This is a genomic window from Streptomyces sp. NPDC039736, assembly GCF_055596485.1.
On the sequence record NZ_JBVIUQ010000006.1, the window covers coordinates 161,769 to 179,353 of the forward strand.

General features: G+C 71.7%; 13 protein-coding genes and 2 pseudogenes. 10 read left to right on the forward strand and 5 right to left on the reverse strand.

Annotated elements, in window-relative coordinates; translation table 11 throughout:
- Positions 1 to 27: 27 nt before the first annotated feature.
- Entirely contained in the window at positions 28 to 924 is an 897-nt protein-coding gene (locus ACZ56L_RS20170; RefSeq protein ID WP_471065395.1) for a Scr1 family TA system antitoxin-like transcriptional regulator, read from the reverse strand.
- Positions 925 to 3,729: 2,805 nt separating this feature from the next.
- Between ACZ56L_RS20170 and ACZ56L_RS20175 the strand changes: the two genes are divergently transcribed.
- The 3 genes and pseudogenes from ACZ56L_RS20175 to ACZ56L_RS20185 form a co-directional block, all read left to right on the forward strand.
- Positions 3,730 to 4,497: an RNA polymerase sigma factor gene (locus tag ACZ56L_RS20175; RefSeq protein ID WP_471065397.1), complete on the forward strand. Its 768-nt coding sequence runs from the start codon at positions 3,730 to 3,732 to the stop codon at positions 4,495 to 4,497.
- A complete protein-coding gene (locus tag ACZ56L_RS20180; RefSeq protein ID WP_471065399.1) occupies positions 4,497 to 5,852 on the forward strand; it encodes a hypothetical protein in 1,356 nt (451 codons plus the stop codon). The genes ACZ56L_RS20175 and ACZ56L_RS20180 overlap by 1 nt, the downstream gene beginning before the upstream one ends.
- Before the next feature lie 498 nt (positions 5,853 to 6,350).
- A pseudogene (locus tag ACZ56L_RS20185) lies at positions 6,351 to 6,788 on the forward strand (nitroreductase family deazaflavin-dependent oxidoreductase); the annotation flags it as partial.
- A gap of 7 nt (positions 6,789 to 6,795) precedes the next feature.
- Here the strand turns inward: ACZ56L_RS20185 and ACZ56L_RS20190 are convergent.
- Positions 6,796 to 8,270: pseudogene (locus ACZ56L_RS20190) on the reverse strand (FAD-dependent monooxygenase).
- Positions 8,271 to 8,299: 29 nt separating this feature from the next.
- On the opposite strand from ACZ56L_RS20190, the gene ACZ56L_RS20195 reads away from it, so the two are divergent.
- The 4 genes from ACZ56L_RS20195 (at position 8,300) to ACZ56L_RS20210 (ending at position 10,977) form a co-directional block, all read left to right on the forward strand.
- Positions 8,300 to 8,983: a TetR/AcrR family transcriptional regulator C-terminal domain-containing protein gene (locus tag ACZ56L_RS20195; RefSeq protein ID WP_471065712.1), complete on the forward strand. Its 684-nt coding sequence runs from the start codon at positions 8,300 to 8,302 to the stop codon at positions 8,981 to 8,983.
- A 193-nt stretch (positions 8,984 to 9,176) separates the two neighbouring features.
- Complete coding sequence (locus ACZ56L_RS20200; RefSeq protein ID WP_471065401.1) at positions 9,177 to 9,686, forward strand: hypothetical protein; 510 nt, start codon at positions 9,177 to 9,179, stop codon at positions 9,684 to 9,686.
- Positions 9,687 to 9,796: 110 nt separating this feature from the next.
- Entirely contained in the window at positions 9,797 to 10,252 is a 456-nt protein-coding gene (locus ACZ56L_RS20205; RefSeq protein WP_471065403.1) for a hypothetical protein, read from the forward strand.
- Positions 10,253 to 10,311: 59 nt separating this feature from the next.
- Positions 10,312 to 10,977 (forward strand): hypothetical protein, encoded by a 666-nt coding sequence (locus tag ACZ56L_RS20210; protein WP_471065405.1) that lies wholly within the window; start codon positions 10,312 to 10,314, stop codon positions 10,975 to 10,977.
- Positions 10,978 to 11,136: 159 nt separating this feature from the next.
- On the opposite strand, the gene ACZ56L_RS20215 is transcribed toward ACZ56L_RS20210, so the two are convergent.
- From ACZ56L_RS20215 to ACZ56L_RS20225, 3 genes are all read right to left on the reverse strand, one after another.
- The gene (locus ACZ56L_RS20215; protein WP_468686291.1) at positions 11,137 to 11,265 is read right to left on the reverse strand and encodes a hypothetical protein; all 129 of its coding nucleotides are present in this window, start codon (positions 11,263 to 11,265) and stop codon (positions 11,137 to 11,139) included.
- Positions 11,266 to 11,565: 300 nt separating this feature from the next.
- Positions 11,566 to 12,867: a polysialyltransferase family glycosyltransferase gene (locus tag ACZ56L_RS20220; RefSeq protein WP_471065408.1), complete on the reverse strand. Its 1,302-nt coding sequence runs from the start codon at positions 12,865 to 12,867 to the stop codon at positions 11,566 to 11,568.
- Positions 12,864 to 13,841 (reverse strand): glycosyltransferase family 2 protein, encoded by a 978-nt coding sequence (locus ACZ56L_RS20225; RefSeq protein WP_471065410.1) that lies wholly within the window; start codon positions 13,839 to 13,841, stop codon positions 12,864 to 12,866. Before ACZ56L_RS20225 ends, ACZ56L_RS20220 begins: the two co-directional genes overlap by 4 nt.
- 175 nt (positions 13,842 to 14,016) lie before the next feature.
- On the opposite strand from ACZ56L_RS20225, the gene ACZ56L_RS20230 reads away from it, so the two are divergent.
- From ACZ56L_RS20230 to ACZ56L_RS20240, 3 genes are read left to right on the forward strand one after another with little or no spacing between them, the layout of a single operon-like run.
- A complete protein-coding gene (locus tag ACZ56L_RS20230) occupies positions 14,017 to 15,327 on the forward strand; it encodes a DUF6716 putative glycosyltransferase (RefSeq protein ID WP_380837250.1) in 1,311 nt (436 codons plus the stop codon).
- Positions 15,327 to 16,631, forward strand: a complete 1,305-nt coding sequence (locus ACZ56L_RS20235; protein ID WP_471065412.1) for a cytidylyltransferase domain-containing protein — start codon at positions 15,327 to 15,329, stop codon at positions 16,629 to 16,631. Before ACZ56L_RS20230 ends, ACZ56L_RS20235 begins: the two co-directional genes overlap by 1 nt.
- A gap of 11 nt (positions 16,632 to 16,642) precedes the next feature.
- Positions 16,643 to 17,581 carry an N-acetylneuraminate synthase family protein gene (locus tag ACZ56L_RS20240; protein WP_471065414.1) on the forward strand — a complete coding sequence of 313 codons (939 nt, stop codon included), beginning with the start codon at positions 16,643 to 16,645 and terminating at the stop codon, positions 17,579 to 17,581.
- Positions 17,582 to 17,585 lie beyond the last annotated feature (4 nt).

Consider the following 17,585-nt stretch of genomic DNA (forward strand, 5'->3'; position numbering starts at 1 on the left):
CCGGGCGCCGCCCCTCGCAGGCCGGCGTCACAGATCCTGCAGGATCTCCTGGATGAGGTCGCGGGAGGCCGCCGGTTCCAGGGAGCGCTTCTCCAGCCGGGAGAGCACGGAGTGATAGTGAGTCAGGTGCTCCTCACTGTGCAGAAAGCTCATGCCGGTCGGCTCGGTCCGTTGCACCGTGTCCAGCTCCGGCACCGGTCCTCGCGCGTACAGGCACGAACTTCCCGCGCTGGGGATCCCGCCGACGGCGAAGGGGATGACACGCAGGGATGCCGGACCTCGGCCGGACTCTGCCAGCAGGTATTCCAACTGCCGCCTGGCTGTCTTCCGGCCGCCGAAGCCGATGCGGAGTGCTGCCTCGTGGACCAGGAACCCAAGACGGCGTGACGCCGCTGAATCCAGAAGGCGGCGGCGACGCTCCCGGAACGCGACCAGGGCCTCCGTGCCCTCGGGGGTGACGGCCGGGACCGCTTCCCGGTGAACCGCTCGTGCGTAGTCCTCGTGCTGGAGAAGATCGGGAACGTGCGTGATGTTGACATAACACAGGTCTGCGGACCGGTGTTCGAGTTCCGCCAGATCGAGTAACTGGCTGTCCACCGTCCCCTGGAACTCGTGCCACCACTGAGGGCCTTGCCGTTCTCGCGCGATGCCGGCCAGCGCGTCGATGTAACTCCGTTGAGGCTGGCCGTAGTTGGCTGCCCAGACCCGAACGCGGTCGGCGCTGACGCCGAATCGTGCCGCCTCGGTGTTGCTCACCGTCGTCTTGTCCACCTGGTGCCGTGCGGCGGCTTCGGTGAGGGTGAGTCCTGCCCGCTCCCGCATCTTGCGCAATTCCGCACCGAGCCGTTGCCGCCGTTCACTCGGGCGCTGTCTTGCTACCACTGTTCCCCGTCCTCCTACTGCATTTCGCTGCAGGCGGCACATTCGGACAGGCGTGCCGCGGTCGCAGGCCGATGGTCAGTCGGTTCGCGGCATTCTCCGTTTAGGCCACCGCGCTGCAGCGCATAGCGTGCGTGGGGACAGTCGGGCATGGTGGTCTCATTGCACCATGACCGAGTGTGCCCCCGCGGTCACGGTCGATCACAGCAGATTCGCGGGGCTCCCGCAGTGATCAAGATCACAAAGGGTCGATAGGATTTTGCAGATGCTTTTGAAATGAACGCTCGATTCGGCACAGTGTGCACGTATTGGACTTCGCGGCACCGGCTGGGACGGGAGCAAGTCATCAGAACTGCCGATGGATTGTTGGGAGTCGGCGCCGGATGCCCATCTGCATTTATCAAAACAATTCGTCCCCGAAGTGCTCCACGGCCACGCAACTGGCCGGTATGGGTAAATTGGTTTGCGAGGAAAGCGCCACCGGCACTGTGCTGGCCCAACTGGCTGCCGCAGGGGCGACCGGCGTGGACGCCACGGTGAACGAGTTCTTCCCATCCCCTCGAACACCGGTACCACGTTGCGTCACCTCGCCCTCCACGCCTCCGGCCTGCCCCGGGTCCCGCCGGACCTGCACGGACAGGACCCCTGCGTCACGTTCGGCTCCTCCGCCCTGCAGGTCGTGCTAGGGAACCTGGACTCGCTTGTCATTGCCGAAGTGGCCGCGGCCCCCCCGACCAGGTCTTGTGCGGCCGCGGGCTGTTCGGACGATCGCGCCGCCCTTGGACCATGGACGGGACGATCGTGCCAGCCGGAGGGCTTTGGGCCACTCCTCAAGCCCTCGTCCGCCCGGTGCCCGCATTGCTCGTCTGCCGCTGCACAGCGTGCGGGAACGGCTCGCCCGCTTCCTCGGTCGGCGTCCGGCCGTTCTTGCGCTCCAGTGGCGCGAGCGGCCCTGCGCGGATACTCCGCTGCCCGTCGGCGCGGCTCCGAGCGACGGAAGCGGCCGCCGATCCGGGCATGCAGAGCATCCAGGCCCGCCACCCAGTGGCACACCTCAGCAACGATGATGTCCCCACCCGTGCCCGGTTCAATGAGAAATCCGAATACGTATTACACCGACTGCGGCTGCAGCACCAGGTCGGAAAGCGCCGTAGGAAGCCTGTCTCCAGGCAGAGAACCACAAGGCGGCGAGCGGCCAAGAAGGCGAATGGGCAAGGTAGTGCGCCGGTCGAAATTCCCCGGCGGGTCAGACCGAATGCCCGAGGAGCGTGCACACCTCTCCGTGACGACCCGTCGCAGGGGAAGCGGATCCTTTTCTGGATCGGCCGCGAGTGTGCGACGAAAGCTGAGTCCCTTAAGACGCTCAACACGTGGAAAGTCGACTTTGAGGCCGACGTCTTGGATTCTCGCTCCGATTGGATTTCCGCTCCGACATGACATTCGGGGACCGGATCGACAGGTGGTTCGCGGAGTTCCGCATCGAGGAGACATGAAAATCGGGCTACGAACCCGAGAAGCGGCTCGACATCAAACCTCACCTGGAGGCCGTGAAACTCAGGAACGTCACGGACAACGACCTCGACGGCCTCTGTCAGATGCTGGAGACAGTGCCCTGCCCGGCGAGCCGGGGCAAGCCGCTGGGAGCGAAGTCGGTCCGGCACGTCCATGCCGTCCTGTCCGGTGCTCTCGGCCTGCGGTCACGAAGAAGCCGATCCCGGCCAACCCGGCATCGGTCGCGAATCCGCCCACTAACCGGCAGGTCAAGTCGCAGCAGCGCAAGTTCCTGACGCTCGACGACGCGCAGACTTCGGCCTTCCTTGGGGGCATTTGGACGCCGTGCGGGAAGCGCGAATGCGGCCCACCGCACTTCTGCACCCGCGATGTGCCGTTGTGAACCGCCTACTCGGCAACGGGTGCCCGCCGGAGCGAAGCCCTCGGGATGAAGCGGCAATTCGTCCACTGGGAGGACTGCGCCATCGAACTGGAATGGGTCGTCGTCGAGGTCAAGAGCAGGACGGCCCGTGGTGCCTCACAAAGGACGGCGACGACAACGTGATCATTCACGTCCACCAGGTCCTGATGAACGTCCTCAAAATCCAGTACGAGCGCCAGCAGATGTGGAAGGAGATGCTCGGCGATGCCTGGGAGGGCCAGGACATCGTTTTCACGCGGGACGGATACATGCGCCGCACGGACGGGTTCACCATCACGCCGGGGGCCGCAGGGCCCCGCCCGGGTGCGTGCTCGGCGGCGGACTGCTCGGCAGGGCCTCGGCCTCCCCGATCGGTTCCGTATCCACGACTGGGGCCACAACCCAGGACAAGGTCACCAACGACCTGGACACCGACGAGAACCCCGTCGAGGTCTCCGCCAACGTCCGGCACCGCACTCCGGGGTACACGACGGCCCTACGGGCAGCGCCGTGCGGAGGGTGCCTGGAAGCCGGCATCCGGGACGGCGCAGCGCATCGGCCCGGGAAAGACGGGATGCGGCCAGGACGCTTGGTCATGCAAGGCCGCACGCCTCGCACCATGCCTGGTCACAGATCCTCGTGCCGGAAGGGCGGCCGAGGCCGCCACCCCCCACAGGAGTGACCCCGGCCGCCAATCCGTACGGGCTGTGCGACGAGCCCGTACCCCCTACTGCGCCGTCGGTGCGTTTTCTGTCACACCTCGGTACGTCAGCAAGTCGTTGCAGGTTGTACAAGTCATGGACTTATCGCCCGTCGGCGACGTAGCGTGCACATTCGCGCCGGGGCGGGGGCACGTGGTGCACGGGGTGCACGCGGTGCAGCCCGGGGGACCGGCACCACTCGGGACAGCCAGCATCGACTGGGGACAGGTTGAGATAGTGCTGGGGGACGACGCGGAGCTGACCGCCGCGGTGCTCGCGGCACAGGACGGGAACGAACAGGCGTTCCGGACTGTGTACCGCGCCGTGCATCCACGGCTGTTGGGCTACATACGCACGCTGGTCGGCGAACCGGACGCCGAGGACGTCACGTCAGAGGCATGGCTTCAGATAGCCCGTGACCTGGACCGCTTCCACGGAGACGCCGACCGTTTCCGGGGCTGGGCCGCGCGCATCGGCCGCAACCGGGCACTCGACCACATCCGGATGCGGGGCCGCAGACCGGCCGTGGGCGGCGACGACACCGAACTCGCGGAGGAGCCCGCCGCCTCCGACACGGCGGGCGAGGCGATGGAGTCCCTCGCCACCGACCGCACCATGGCGCTCATCGCGCAGTTGCCGCAGGACCAGGCGGAGGCCGTGGTGCTGCGCGTGGTCGTCGGGCTGGACGCCAAGAGCGCGGCCAAGACGCTGGGCAAGCGGCCGGGCGCGGTGCGTACGGCGGCCCACAGGGGACTCAAGCGGCTGGCCGAGCTGTTGGGGGGAGTGGGCGATCCGGGTGGTGGGGGCGAGCGGAGCGCCCGGGGTGACCGGGGTGACGGGGACGACCGTGGCGGCCATGGTGACGGCCCGGCGGACGAGATGCTGGACGTGGTTCCGGCGCAGCGGGACCGGCGGCACGCGGGGCCCGCGGGCGCGGTCGTCGGGACGTTGGCGCAGGGCCCGTGTGTGACGCATTCACGCGCGCGGACGCAGAGGAAAACGTGATGGCCGACGAGCGCTACGAGTGGCTTGACGAGGCGGCGGCGGAACGGCTGTTGCGCGGCGAACCGGACGAGAACGCGGCGAACGGAGGCCCTTCGGGCGCGGCGCGCGAGCGGTCCGGTGACGGTTCTGCTCCGGGTACGGGAGCGGGTGCGTCCGGGGCGAGGCCGTCCGGAACGGGGTCGTCCGGGGCCGGGGCGCCCGGGGCGGAATCGTCCGGGACCGGGGCGTCCGGAGCGGGGTCGTCCGGGACCGGGACCTCCATGGCCGGGGCCGCCGAGCTCGCGGCCGCGCTCGAAGGGCTGCGCTCGGGGGCGGGGTTCGGGTCCGCCGGCGGTGAGGGGCCGGGGCTCGGCGCGGATGCCCGTTCCGGTGGCCGGGAGCTGCCCGGGGAGGCGGCCGCGCTGGCGGCGTTCCGGCAGTCGCGGTGTGCGGTGTCGGCGCGGCGGCGTTCCCGCTGGCGGCGGCCGGTGCGGCTGGGCCTGGTGACCGTGTTCGCGGCGGGCGCCCTGGGCGGCGTCGCCGTCGCCGCCGGTACGGGAGTGCTGCCCGGCCCCTTTCTGTTCGGCCACGCGGAACCGGAGCCCGCCTCGTCGGTGTCGGTGGCGAGCCCCGACTCCGGGGACCGCAGGATGCCCGAACCGGAATTCTCCGAGAGCGGCCGTCCGGAACGTATTCCCACCCCCGACGACCCGGCAGCGACCAGTCCGCCGCTCCCCGGTGACGGCGGCACTGCCGACGGCGGGACCGCCGTCACCGGCGGCACCGGCACCGGCGGCGGCCCGGGCGGCTCCGCGGAATCCGACGGCGGCTCCCGGGGCACCGGAACCGGCCCGGACACGGACGCGGAGGCGGACGGCTCCAACCCCTCGGGCGGCGAACGGCCCGACACCTCCCGAGGGTCCGGCGACAAGGGCAAACCCGCCAAGGACTGGCGGCAGCGCACGGTCAAGGCGTGCCGCGACTACCGGGCCAACCGGATGCCCGATCACGTGAAGCAGTACCTGGAGGTCCAGGCCAAGGGCTCCGACGGCATCAGCCGCTTCTGCGACCGCCTGCTCGGCGGCGGCAAGGGCGACGGCGACGGCGCGGGCTCCCCGCCCGACAGCGGCGAGGGCGCCCAGGGCCCCGGACACGGAAACGGAAGCGGCTCCGGAGGCGGAAACGGAACCGGCGGCAAGGGCGGCAACCACGGCGAAGGGGACAGCGGCGGAGGCCGCGGCAACGGCTCCGGAGGCGGTAAGGGCAACCACCGCACCGGCGCGAAGGACACGTACCGCGGTCCCGCGGGCTCCCTCGGCCCGGCCCGCCGCACGGCGTCGACACCGGTCCGACAGCTTTCTCCGGCCCGGGTGTGACGTTTTCGGGACGGGTGACGCTGTAGGGAATGTGCCGACTGGTCATCGGCCGCGCACGAGCCGGGGTTCCCCCCGTACCTGCGGCTCTGCGCACCTGGCGCGGGCGGGATTCGTTCCCCCGGTCCCGCCCGCGCCTCCTTTTCCTTGCCTCCGCTGCCCCGCCGTGTCCCTGTTCGGGACCGACGTCCTCTCCGTGGCCCGGGCTGGTGCGGAGCACTGTTGACACCTCCGGACCGGACGGCCTGTAATGGGCGTCGTGCAGCGCGGTCCCGGCCACAGAGAAGTGGGCAGGCCGGTGACCGAGCCGGCACCTTTCTCACAGGGGGCCATGCGATGAGCCGAGACTCCGCACCCTTCACCACCTGACGCTGCCGTTCCGCGTCCCCGCACCACCCCGTCTCCCCCTTCCCCGTTACTCCGTGCCGCACGGCCGCGCTGTTTCACGGCGTCCCGCTGCCGCGGAGTCACCCCCACCTGTTCAGGAGTTGTCGACACCGCATGAGTTTCAACCAATGGGTCATTGACGAGTTCCGCGCCAACGGCGGAAAGGTGGGCGGCCCCTTCGCGGGCGGCGACCTGCTCCTCCTCACCACCACCGGCGCGAAGTCCGGCAAGCAGCACACCGTCCCGCTCGGTTACGTCCGCACCGAGGAGGGCCGGCTCCTCGTCACCGGCTCCAACCTGGGCGCCGACCGGCACCCTGCCTGGTACCACAACGTCCTCGCCCACCCGGCCGTGGAGGTGGAGGTCGGCACGAGTTCCTTCCGCGCCGTCGCCGTCCCGGCCGAGGGCGAACACCGCGACCGCCTCTTCGCGAGGATCGTGCGTGTGTCCCCCGGTTACGCCGACTACCAGGCGCAGACCACACGCACCCTCCCGGTCGTCGTCCTCGAACGCGCCGACACAGCAGCCGACGCCGACACCCTCGCGGACCGCCCGATCCTCACGGCCGGCGACCGGCCGCCGCGGTAGCGCGCTCGGCCACGGCGGCGCATCGCGCGAGGCAGGAATCCAGTTCGCCGTCCACTCCGTACCCCGCCCAGGCCAGATGTCCGTCCGGTCGCACGAGGAAGAGTCCGGTGCCGTACGCCGCCAAGCCCGGGGTGTGCAGGACCCGCAGCCATTCCCTCGTGTACGGACCCAGGTCCAGCCCCGCCGGCGCCCCCGCCGCCAGCAGTGTGAAGTGCGGTCCCCGGTACGCGTCGAACAGCCGGCCCCCGCCCGCGAGCAGGGCATCGGGTGCCCGGTCGCCCGCCTCCAGCAGCCCCGCCGCCCCGGCCGACAGCGGCCCGCCCCGGTACCCGAGCCCCAACTGCTGGGTGGCGGGGCCCCGCTGCAGCTCTCCCCGGTGCACCTTCGTGCTGAGGTCGAGCATGTGCGCCGCCACCGGGCGCCGCTCCTGCTCGTACGTGTCGAGGAGGGCGGGATCGGCTCCGTACCGCAGTACCTGTCCGAGCTTCCAGCCGAGGTTGTACGCGTCCTGCACGGAGGTGTTGAGCCCTGGCCGCCCGCCGGGGAATGGATGTGCGCGGCGTCTCCGACGAGGAAGGCGCGTCCGTCACGGAAGCGGTCGGCGAGGGCGGCGCGCGGGCGGAAGTCGGAGGTCCAGAGCACGTCGGTGACGTCGTACGGACGCAAGTGGCTTCGTGCGGCGATGAGTTGACGTATGCCGTCGGGAGAGGTGTCGGGGGTGACGGCCTCGTCCGTGAACTGCGCCATCAGTTGGAAGTCGTCCGTGCCGGGCAGGTGGCACAGGGTGAGGAGGCCGTCCTTCGGCTGCGGGAAGAAGTGCCAGTTGTCGCGGTCGAGTGCCTCGGGCCGGATGCGTACGTCGGCGACGAGCACGGGGGCGGGGTCCACGGTCTCGCCCGTCATGCGGATGCCGAGTGCATTGCGTACGGCGCTGCGGCCGCCGTCGGCGGCGACGAGGTAGGCGGCGCGGATGCCGTGCCCACCCCGGAGGGGGACGGTGACACTCTCGCCGTCCTGGGTCAACTCACTTATCTCCGCGCCGAATTCGATCTCGCCTCCCAGTTCCTTGAGCCGCGCGTGCAGGATCTCCTGTGTCCGCCACTGGGGAATCAGCCGGGGCCGCCCCGCGTACGGCTGGGCCTCGGTGCGCTCGGTCGGCTCGAACATGTCGTACGGGCCGAGGCGGGAGCCGTCCGCACTCCAGGCCATGCCGATGGGGGCGGGGCCGCTCGCCGCGAGGACGGCGTCGACGAGCCCCAAGTCGTCGAAGACCTCCAGGGTGCGGGGTTGGAGGCCCTTGCCGCGTGATCCCGGGAAGAGGTGTTCGGCGCGCTCGACGACCAGCGTGTCCACACCGCGCCGGACGAGGTCGCAGGCGAGGGTGAGCCCTGCGGGGCCGGCGCCGACGACGAGAACCGACGTTTCCTTAACGCTGTTAAGCCGCATGGACGTCAGCGTGCGCTTAACGCTGTTAAATTGTCAAGGTGGCTACGACGAAACTGGACCGGGAACGGGTCGCCGACACGGCTCTGCGGCTGCTGAACGAGGTGGGTCTCGAGGGCCTGACCCTGCGGCTCATCGCCAAGGAGCTCGATGTCAAGGCCCCGGCCCTCTACTGGCACTTCAAGAACAAACAGGCCCTGCTGGACGAGATGGCCACGGAGATGCTGCGCCGCATGGTGGCCGACTTCATGGGCCACACGGACGGTCTGACCTGGGACGAAGCGCTGCTGCTGGCGATGCGCGGCCTGCGCGCCCATCTCTTGCGCTACCGCGACGGGGCGAAGGTCTACAGCGGGACGCACTTCACGGACCTGACCTACGCGGCCCCGATGGAGGCCCATCTGCGTGCCCTGGTCGACGGGGGCTTCACGCCGGCCGGGGCGGCCCGGGCCTGGTTCACGGCGTACGGCTACACCATCGGCTACGTCATCGAGGAGCAGTCGATGGGCCCGGCCCCGGCCCCGGGCGTGGACTCGGAAGCGGTCCGCTACGACCTCGCCGCCCGGGCGGAACGGCTCGCGCGGTACCCGCTCGCGGCGCAGTCGGGCCCGGTGATCTTCGCGGAGGCGGAGGAAGGCTTCGAGGCCGGGCTGCGGGCGGTGGTGGCAGGGATCGGGGCGGTCCTCCGGGACGGCGGCGGCCACCCGGTCGAGTGATCGCGGCGGATCACCGAACCTGAGCCCGGCAACGCATCCGAAACCGGGCGAGTCCTTATGGGCACGGGCTCGGGCTCGGCCTCGGGCACGGGCATGGGTACGGGCGCGGGCTCGGGCACAGGCATGGGCACGAGCAGCGGGGCAACCCGAGCGAAGACGCCGTTGCGCGCGGGGGAGGGGGAAAGTTCCGGTGATGTTCCTCAAGCGGGCCTATCGCACTGCCCAGCCCCTCTTCCCGGTGCTGGCGATGTCGCTGTTGGTGCAGACGGCCTGGCGCCTCGGGCCCGACGTGATCTGGGGGAAGGTCCTGGTGTCCCTCGGCGTGTCCGTGGTGGGGGCCCTCTTCCTGTGGTGGCGCTGGGGCGGCGAGGGGCCCCCGTTGGACCCGGAGGAGATCAAGCTGCGGTTCCGTCGCGAGACTGCGGCGACGGGGGAGTGGGTGCGGCTGGTGATTCCCGTACGGGCCGTGGAGAAGGGGCTTCCGGCCGGGGGCCATTACCTCGCCTTCACCGATCGCACGGTCACGGCCTTCACGTACCGCCGCAGCTCCGACACCTTCACCCGCCTCTGGCGCGCGGACCGGCGCACGGTGGCCCTGCGCGGCAAGTACGTCGTCGTCACCGACGGCGGGGAACCCGAGCGGCGGGCACTGGTGCCGTTCCCGCTGCGCGGAGACGTGGAGTACTGGGAGCGGACCTCGTGATCCGCTCAGCGGTGGGGCCCCGCCGGACAGGGGAGAATGGGAGTTCGAACGAGTCGGGTGGGGCGCGGGAAGGGCGAAACGCGGTGGCGGTACGAAGGACGACCCGGGTGGTGGCGGGTGCCGCAGCGGTGACGGCGCTGGCCGGGACGGTGCTGGGGGACGGGGCGGTGGCCCTCCGGGTGCTTCAGGGAGTGCTCGCGGCCGTTGCGCTGGCCATGGCGGTGCTGCCGTCCCGCGTACTCCTGCACACCGGGCAGCCGATGATCATCAAGACGTCGCCGGACGGGCGAACGGTGTCGCAGGGGCCCGTCGGGCGGGCCGGCGGGGCCCGTCGCCCGGGTCTGTCCGGCCCGCCCGGCCGGTCCGGTCGCGAGAGTCGGCGGACGCGCCGCGCGCTGTACGTCGCGGTCATCGTCCTGGCCCTGTTCGGCGCCGCGCTCAGCGCGCTCGCCACGGACTACCGGGCGGTCCTCTTCCCGGCCGCGATGGCGCTGTTCTTCCTCGCGTCGATGCTGCTCGGCGACGACACCCGCCGCGCGCCGCGCGTCGGGATCGCTGTCGTATGAGCGCCCGGGGCGGCGACCGCCCGGGCTTACGCGCGGGCGTTCTCCTCGCAGGACACGTGGTGCTTTACGCCGTCCTGCTGTTCTTCGCGGTGCGGTGGGCGTATCCGGTCGCCGCGCTGTGCGTGCTCGGGTTCCTCGCGGTCTCGTGGCTCGCGGTGTTCGCCCGGCTGTGGCGTACGGCGGGACGGGCGGACCTGCTGTGGTTCCGCTGGGAACGGCTGGTGGAAGCACGCCTCGTGCAGTTCCTGCTCTGCGCCACGCTGCCGTTCGTCGCCGTCGAGATCCTCGACGCCGACCGGCCGGACTGGGACAGCCGGTTTGCGCTGGTGGGGGTGTTCGTGGCGGGCATCGCCATGCAGAGCGGACAGTCCTGGAAGGACGAGGACCGGGTGCGGTCGCTGCTGGGGGAGGGGGAGCGGCTCAAGGTCGCCGTCCCGGTGCGCTGGTCCCGGGCGTCCCTGTGGCGCAGGTCCGTCCGGGGGAGGTTCCTGGTGTTCACCGACCGTCGCGTGGTGCTCTTCGCGTACCGCCGCCTCCTGGACGTCCCCGACGCCCGCCCCCTCTGGTCCGCACCGGCCGGGAGCTGCACGGCGAACGTCCGGGTGGCGGAGCGCGAACTCGTCCTGGAGGGGCCGGGGGCGGCGACGGACGAGCGCGTCTTCAAGGTGGCCGCCGTACGCAAGGAAGACCTCAAGCGGTACGCGGCCGGGACGGCCCGGGGCTGACCGCCCCCCGGGGGGGGGCACCGGCCCCGGGCGAGTCGGCCCTCAGCCGGGCAGGACGTCAGCCGGACAAGACGCCCGCGCTCGGCTGGCCCGGTGGGGCCGGGCGGCGGTGACCAGATAGTTCGGGGGTTTCGAACCCCCACGGGCGGAGGGTGCTCGTCAGGGAGTGAGGCCGACCACCGCCGCTTCCGGACCGGCCGGGGCGTCCAGGGCCTGCGTCAGCGGAATGTGCAGGGCGAGGGCGAGGAAGGCGATGACGAGGTGGCGGCGTGGGATACGGGTGGCCATGGGGACTCCCTTCGGTGGTCCGGGTGCTGGTGGGGCCGGCTGCCAGTGATTCGAAGGTAGGCCGACGGCAGCCCCCGGGACGTCAACCCGTGGGTCCAATTCCCGCGTAGTACCTGGGTACCAGGAGGGGCACCCCGCGACGCGACACGCACCCCGAGGCCCGGGCTCGCCACGGGGCTGACCGGGCCCGCCGCCCCGCACCGGCCACCGGGCCCGCCCGCCCCGCACTGCCCGCCCCGCACTGGCCACCGGATCTCCACACCCACCACCCCTCCACACCCACCACCGGACCCACCCCCCTCAAGCCGCCAACCGCCTCACCCTCCGGGCCACCCGCCGCACCGTCGGATTGCGCGGGACGAACGCCAGCCGTCGCGGCAGTCCGCCCGGCAGACCCAGCGCCGTCAGCCGCCGCCGCTTGAAGTAGCGGCGGGTGCGCGGGGAAAGCCCCGTGCGGAGGTAGCGTTCCGCGTCCGCCCGCCGCCCCGCGAGGACCTGCGGCTGCATCGCGTAACCCACCGCGGCGACCAGCGCGGGCGCCGCGAGCGGCGGCGTCCCGGGCCCCTCCAGATCCGGCAGGAGCGCGTCCGCCAGCGTCACCGGGACACGGTTGCTGTTCTCGTACGGTGCCAGGCGTTCCAGCAGTACGTCCGTGCCGACCCGCGCCACCGGGATCCCGTACAGTGCGTGCGCGGTGAACAGCGCCGTGGAGAAGCACCCCACCACCAGCGCCGGGCGCAGCCGCCGGAAGAGGACCTCCGCGAGGAGCGGCGAGCCGAAGACCGTCAGCTCCGCGCCGAGCGCCGCCGCCTCCTCCTCCAGCCGGCGCGACCAGCCCGCCGGGGCCGACGGGTGCGGCTTGAAGACCACCCGCCGGTGCCCGCGCGCCACCGCCCCCCGCAGCATCCGTACGTGCAGGGCCTCTTCCTCCGCTACGGTGAGGATGTCCAGCGCGGCGAGATACTGCCCGAGGAGCAGCGCCGGAGCCGGGTCCGGCGGCAGGTCGTCGTCCGGGTACGGAAGTTCCGCCAGCACCCGCAGGAAGTCGGCCGACGGCACGACCTCCGCCGGCACCCCGAACTCGCTCAGCAGCAACGGCCGCAGCCCCGCCACCAGATCCAGGTGCAGCAGCCGCCGCACCCGCCCCCCAATCAGCGGGTCCAGCTTGTTGCGGGTGGGGCCGTAGCTCATCAGCCCGTCCGCGTACACCTCGATCGGCGCGTCCGGGAAGAGCTGCGCCACCGCCTGTGCGGGCGCCACCTGGACCGACTCCAGGACCAGCGTGACCGAACAGTCCCCGAGGCCCCAGACGTCCCTCAACTGCCGTTCCCACAACGGCACGTCGTCCGGCCGCGGCGTCCACCCGGACGGATGCAGCGGCCGGATCGTCGCGTTCCAGTCGAGTACGTCGTCGAAGCGCGTCCGGAGCGTCTCGAAGCCCGGGGCCTGCGTGAACGGCGGCGTGGTCTCCGGAGTCGGGGCGTTGTTGCTGGCCAGCAGGATGCGCCGGTCGGCGGGCGGGAAGCGGCCGCCGTCCAGGGCGGCGGCCAGGGTGGCCGTGCCGTACAGGGTCGAGGCGAGGAAGAGCTGGACGGTGCTCACGCCGCCGCCCCCAGCCCGCGGCGCAGCCGGCGCAGCCGTGACGCGCGGTCCGCGTCCATCGCGTTCAGCGCCTCCGCCAGAATTCCCTGCGGCATTCTCCGCAGCGCCGCCGCACTCATTGTCCGCAATTTCCTCGCCACCGCCGGTTCGAACCTTTTTGAGTTGTCCGCACTTCCCAAGTGGTGGGAAATGATCGCGCAGTAGGTGCGCACGGCTTTCGGCAGCAGGGTGCGCGCGTCCACGTCCCGTGCCGTTTCTTCCAGGACCTGGTCGAATGCGCGGATGAAATCGAGCTGCCGTACGTCTCCGATCTGGGTCAGGGAGGACGCGATGCCGCGCCGGTAGAAGACGCCGAGCAGCCCCACCACGCCGAAGGACCGCGCCTCCCGGTGCAGCCGCCAGATCCACGGCCGGTCCTCCGCCGTGCGCAGCCCGTCCGTGAAGTGCAGCAGCCCGCGGTCCAGCAGCCGCCGGTGGTAGACGCCCGCCCAGGCGTACGCGTAGTCCACCGACGTGGAGCGGTCGGCGGGCAGGATCGCCGCCCGCGGCGAGAGCGACTCGCCGCGCCGCCCGTGCGGAACGCGCTGCACCACGCGCGTGCGCCCCGTGCACTGCACGTGGTCCGTCCGTACGAAGTCGCAGTCCAACTCCTCGGCGACGGCGACGAGTTGGCTCAGGTAGCCCGGAGCCAGCCAGTCGTCGCCGTCCAGGAAGGTCAGGTATTCGCCGCGCGCCGCGTCCAGGCCCGTGTTGCGGGCCGTCGCCAGGCCGCCGTTGCGCTCGTGTCTGAGCAGCACCGCCCCGGGGAGGTCGCGCTCCGCCCGGGCCAGGAGCTCCGGGGTCGCGTCCGTCGAACAGTCGTCGACGAGGAGGAATTCGAAGTCGGCGCGGGTGTTCGCGCGCAGACTTCGCAGGGCATCGGGAGCGTATGTCTGCACGTTGTAGAACGGCACGACGACGGAGAGCTTGACCACGGCCGCGACATTAGGGCGCGGGGGCGGATGCCGGATGAACCGGCCGTGTCCGGGCGGTGAAGGGCGCGGGTATTCGCCCCCGAATTCTGGGTGCGTCACGCCCGTCGACTCCTGTTAACCCTTTGTTGCAGCCGAGTTGGGCCGCCCAGTGGAACCGGTCCCTAACTTGTCCGTCGTGCCCACAGTCACCAGAGCGACATTCACCGGCACGGCACGTGCGAGGAATTCCCTGCGAGTTGCCGTAATTGCGGATTCGGACACGCGTTGGAAATGGGGTGCGCTGACGGCGCGCCGCATCGCCGAGGGGTGTGCGGACGCGGAGCTGCACGGCTTTCTGCTGCGCGGCCGGGCGACCCCCACGGCGCGTCAGCTCTCCGAAGTCGGAGTCGAGTGGGGGCAGCCGCGCGAGGTGACCGGGGCGGAATTCCTGACGGCCGTCGAGCGGGGACCGTACGACGTCGTCGTGCTCGCCCTCGTCGGCGGCTCCGTACAGGCGCTGCTGCACGGCATGGCACGGCTGTGGCCCGGCCACGAGCGCCGGCCGGTGCTCGTCACCGGGTACGTGGGCGTCGTCTACGAGAAGCTCGCGGACGGCCTGCTGCTGCGGCACGGCGCGGACGTCGTCCTCGCCAACTCCCCGTATGACGAGCGGCGGTTCACGCAGGTGTACGAAGGGGTGGGCGCCGACGCGTCCGCCGTCACCCGCGCCGCGCTCCCCTTCCTCGGCGGCACGCCCCACACCGGAGCCGCCGACGCGGTGGTCTTCGCCGCGCAGCCCTCGGTGCCGGAACGGCGCGCGGACCGGGCCTACCTGCTGCGGCGGCTCGTGCAGCACGCACGGCTGCACCCCGGGCGGGAGGTCGTCCTCAAGCTGCGCAGCAAGCCCGGCGAGCACACCACCCACATCGAGGAACTGCCCTACCAGCGTCTCGTACGGGACCTCGACACGCCCGCCAACTTCCGTCTCGCGTACGGGCACATGGGCGAGGTGCTGGACCGCACGGGCCTGCTGGTCACCGTCAGCTCCACCGCCGCCCTGGAGTCCCTGCACCGGGGCATCCCGACCGCGATCCTCACCGACCTCGGCGTCCGCGAACCCCTCGGCAACCACCACTTCCTCGGCTCCGGCTGCCTGACCTCCTGGGACGCGCTGGACGCGGGGCAGCGCCCGCAGGCGTCGCAGGAGTGGCTGCGGGAGCACGGGGTGTCCGCGCACGGCGACCCGTACGACGCCGTACGGGAACGGATCGACGCCCTCCTCGCCCGGCCCGTGCTGCCGCCGGTGTCGCCGTACTACAGCACCGCCACCGCCACCGGATACCTCCCCGGCATCCTCGCCCGCCACCGCCTCGACGAGACCCCGCGCGCGGAGGCGACCGGGGTGCGGCGAGTGGTGCGCGAGGCGGTCAGGGAGGCGGCGCGGGGGGCGTACCGGCACGGGGTGCAGAGGGTCGCACCGGTCATTCGACGGATGGGAGAGCTGTGATGGAACGCTCGGTGCTGGCCGTGATCCCCGCCCGGGGCGGCTCCAAGGGAGTGCCCGGCAAGAACCTGGCTCCGGTCGGGGGAGTGCCCCTGGTGGTCCGTGCGGTACGGGCCTGCCTCGCGGCGCGCCACGTCACCGAGGTCGTGGTCTCCACGGACGACGAGGAGATCGCCGGGGTGGCGCTGGCCGCCGGGGCGGAGGTGGTGGTCCGGCCGACCGAGCTGTCCGGGGACACGGCCTCCAGCGAGGCGGCGGTGCTGCACGCGCTGGACGCGCAGGCGGCCCCCGTGGACGTGGTGCTCCTGGTGCAGTGCACCAGCCCGTTCGTGACCGCGGCCGACGTGGACGGGGTGGCGGCGGCGGTCCTCGCGGGCGCGGACAGCGCGGTGACGGTGGCCCCCTTCCACGGGTTCGTGTGGCGGGAGGAGGGCGGACCGGAGGACGCCGAGCGTCCGTCCGGCAGCGGGAGCGGGCCGGAGGGCACCGGAAGCGGACCGGAAGGTGCCGGAAGCGGTCCGGAAGGCGCCGGGAGCGGGCCGGAGGAAGCCGCCACCGGGACCGGGGTCAACCACGACAAGGCCCACCGCCCCCGGCGGCAGGACCGTCCCCAGGACTTCCTGGAGACCGGAGCCGCCTACGCCATGGACGTCGCGGGCTTCCGCACCCACCGGCACCGCTTCTTCGGCCGCACCGAGCTGGTCCGTACCGACGCGGCCCGGGTCCTGGAGATCGACGACCCGCACGACCTGGCCCGCGCCCGCGCCCTCGCGCCCCTGCTCGACGCGCCCCGGCGCCCCGCGCTCGGCGACATCGACGCCCTCGTCATGGACTTCGACGGCACCCAGACCGACGACCGGGTGTGGATCGACGCGGACGGGCACGAGGTGGTGTCCGTGCACCGCGGGGACGGGCTCGGCATCGCCGCCCTGCGCGCCGGCGGACTGCCCCTCCTCACCCTTTCCACCGAGGTCAACCCCGTCGTCGCCGCCCGCGCCCGCAAGCTCCGCATCCCCGTCCTGCACGGCGTCGAACGCAAGGACGTCGCGCTCAAGGAGTGGTGCGCGGAACAGGAGATCGACCCCTCCCGGGTCCTCTACGTCGGCAACGACGTCAACGACCTCCCCTGCTTCTCCCTCGTCGGCTGGCCCGTCGCCGTGGCCGACGCCCACGACCACGTGCGGGCCGCCGCCCGCGCCGTGACCACCACCCCCGGCGGCCGCGGAGCACTCCGCGAGATCGCCGCCTGGCTCCTTGGCCCGAGCCTCAGCACCCCACGCAAGAGCACCACCCCCACCACCCCTTAAGGAAGCACCACATGAGCGACACCACCCGCCTGCGCACCCTCGGCAGCAAGACCGCCGGCCCCGGCCACCCCGTCTACATCACCGGTGAGATCGGCATCAACCACAACGGCGACCTCGACAAGGCCCTCGCCCTGATCGACGCCGCCGCCGAGGCCGGCTGCGACGCCGTGAAGTTCCAGAAGCGCACCCCCGAGATCTGCACCCCGCGCGACCAGTGGGACATCGAGCGCGACACCCCCTGGGGCCGCATGACGTACATCGACTACCGCCACCGCGTGGAGTTCGGCGAGGACGAGTACCGCGCCATCGACGCCCACTGCGAGAAGCGCGGCATCGACTGGTTCGCCTCCCCGTGGGACACCGAGGCCGTCGCCTTCCTGGAGAAGTTCGACGTCCCCGCCCACAAGGTCGCCTCCGCCTCCCTCACCGACGACGAGCTGCTGCGCGCGCTGCGCTCCACCGGCCGCACGGTCATCCTGTCCACCGGCATGTCCACCCCGGCCCAGATCCGGCACGCCGTGGAGGTCCTCGGCAGCGCCAACATCCTGCTCTGCCACGCCACCTCCACCTACCCCGCCGTCGCCGACGAGCTGAACCTCCGCGTCATCAACACCCTCCAGGCCGAGTACCCCAACGTCCCCATCGGCTACAGCGGCCACGAGACCGGCCTCCAGACCACCCTCGCCGCCGTCGCCCTCGGCGCCGCCTTCGTCGAGCGGCACATCACCCTCGACCGCGCCATGTGGGGCTCCGACCAGGCCGCCTCCGTCGAGCCCGGCGGCCTCACCCGCCTCGTGCGCGACATCCGCACCATCGAGGCCTCCCTCGGCGACGGCGTCAAGAAGGTCTACGAGTCCGAGCTCGCCCCCATGCGCAAGCTCCGCCGCGTCCCGGGCGTCGTCGCCCAGGCGGAGGCAACCGACCCCCAGCCCGCACCCGCAGGAGTCTGACGGC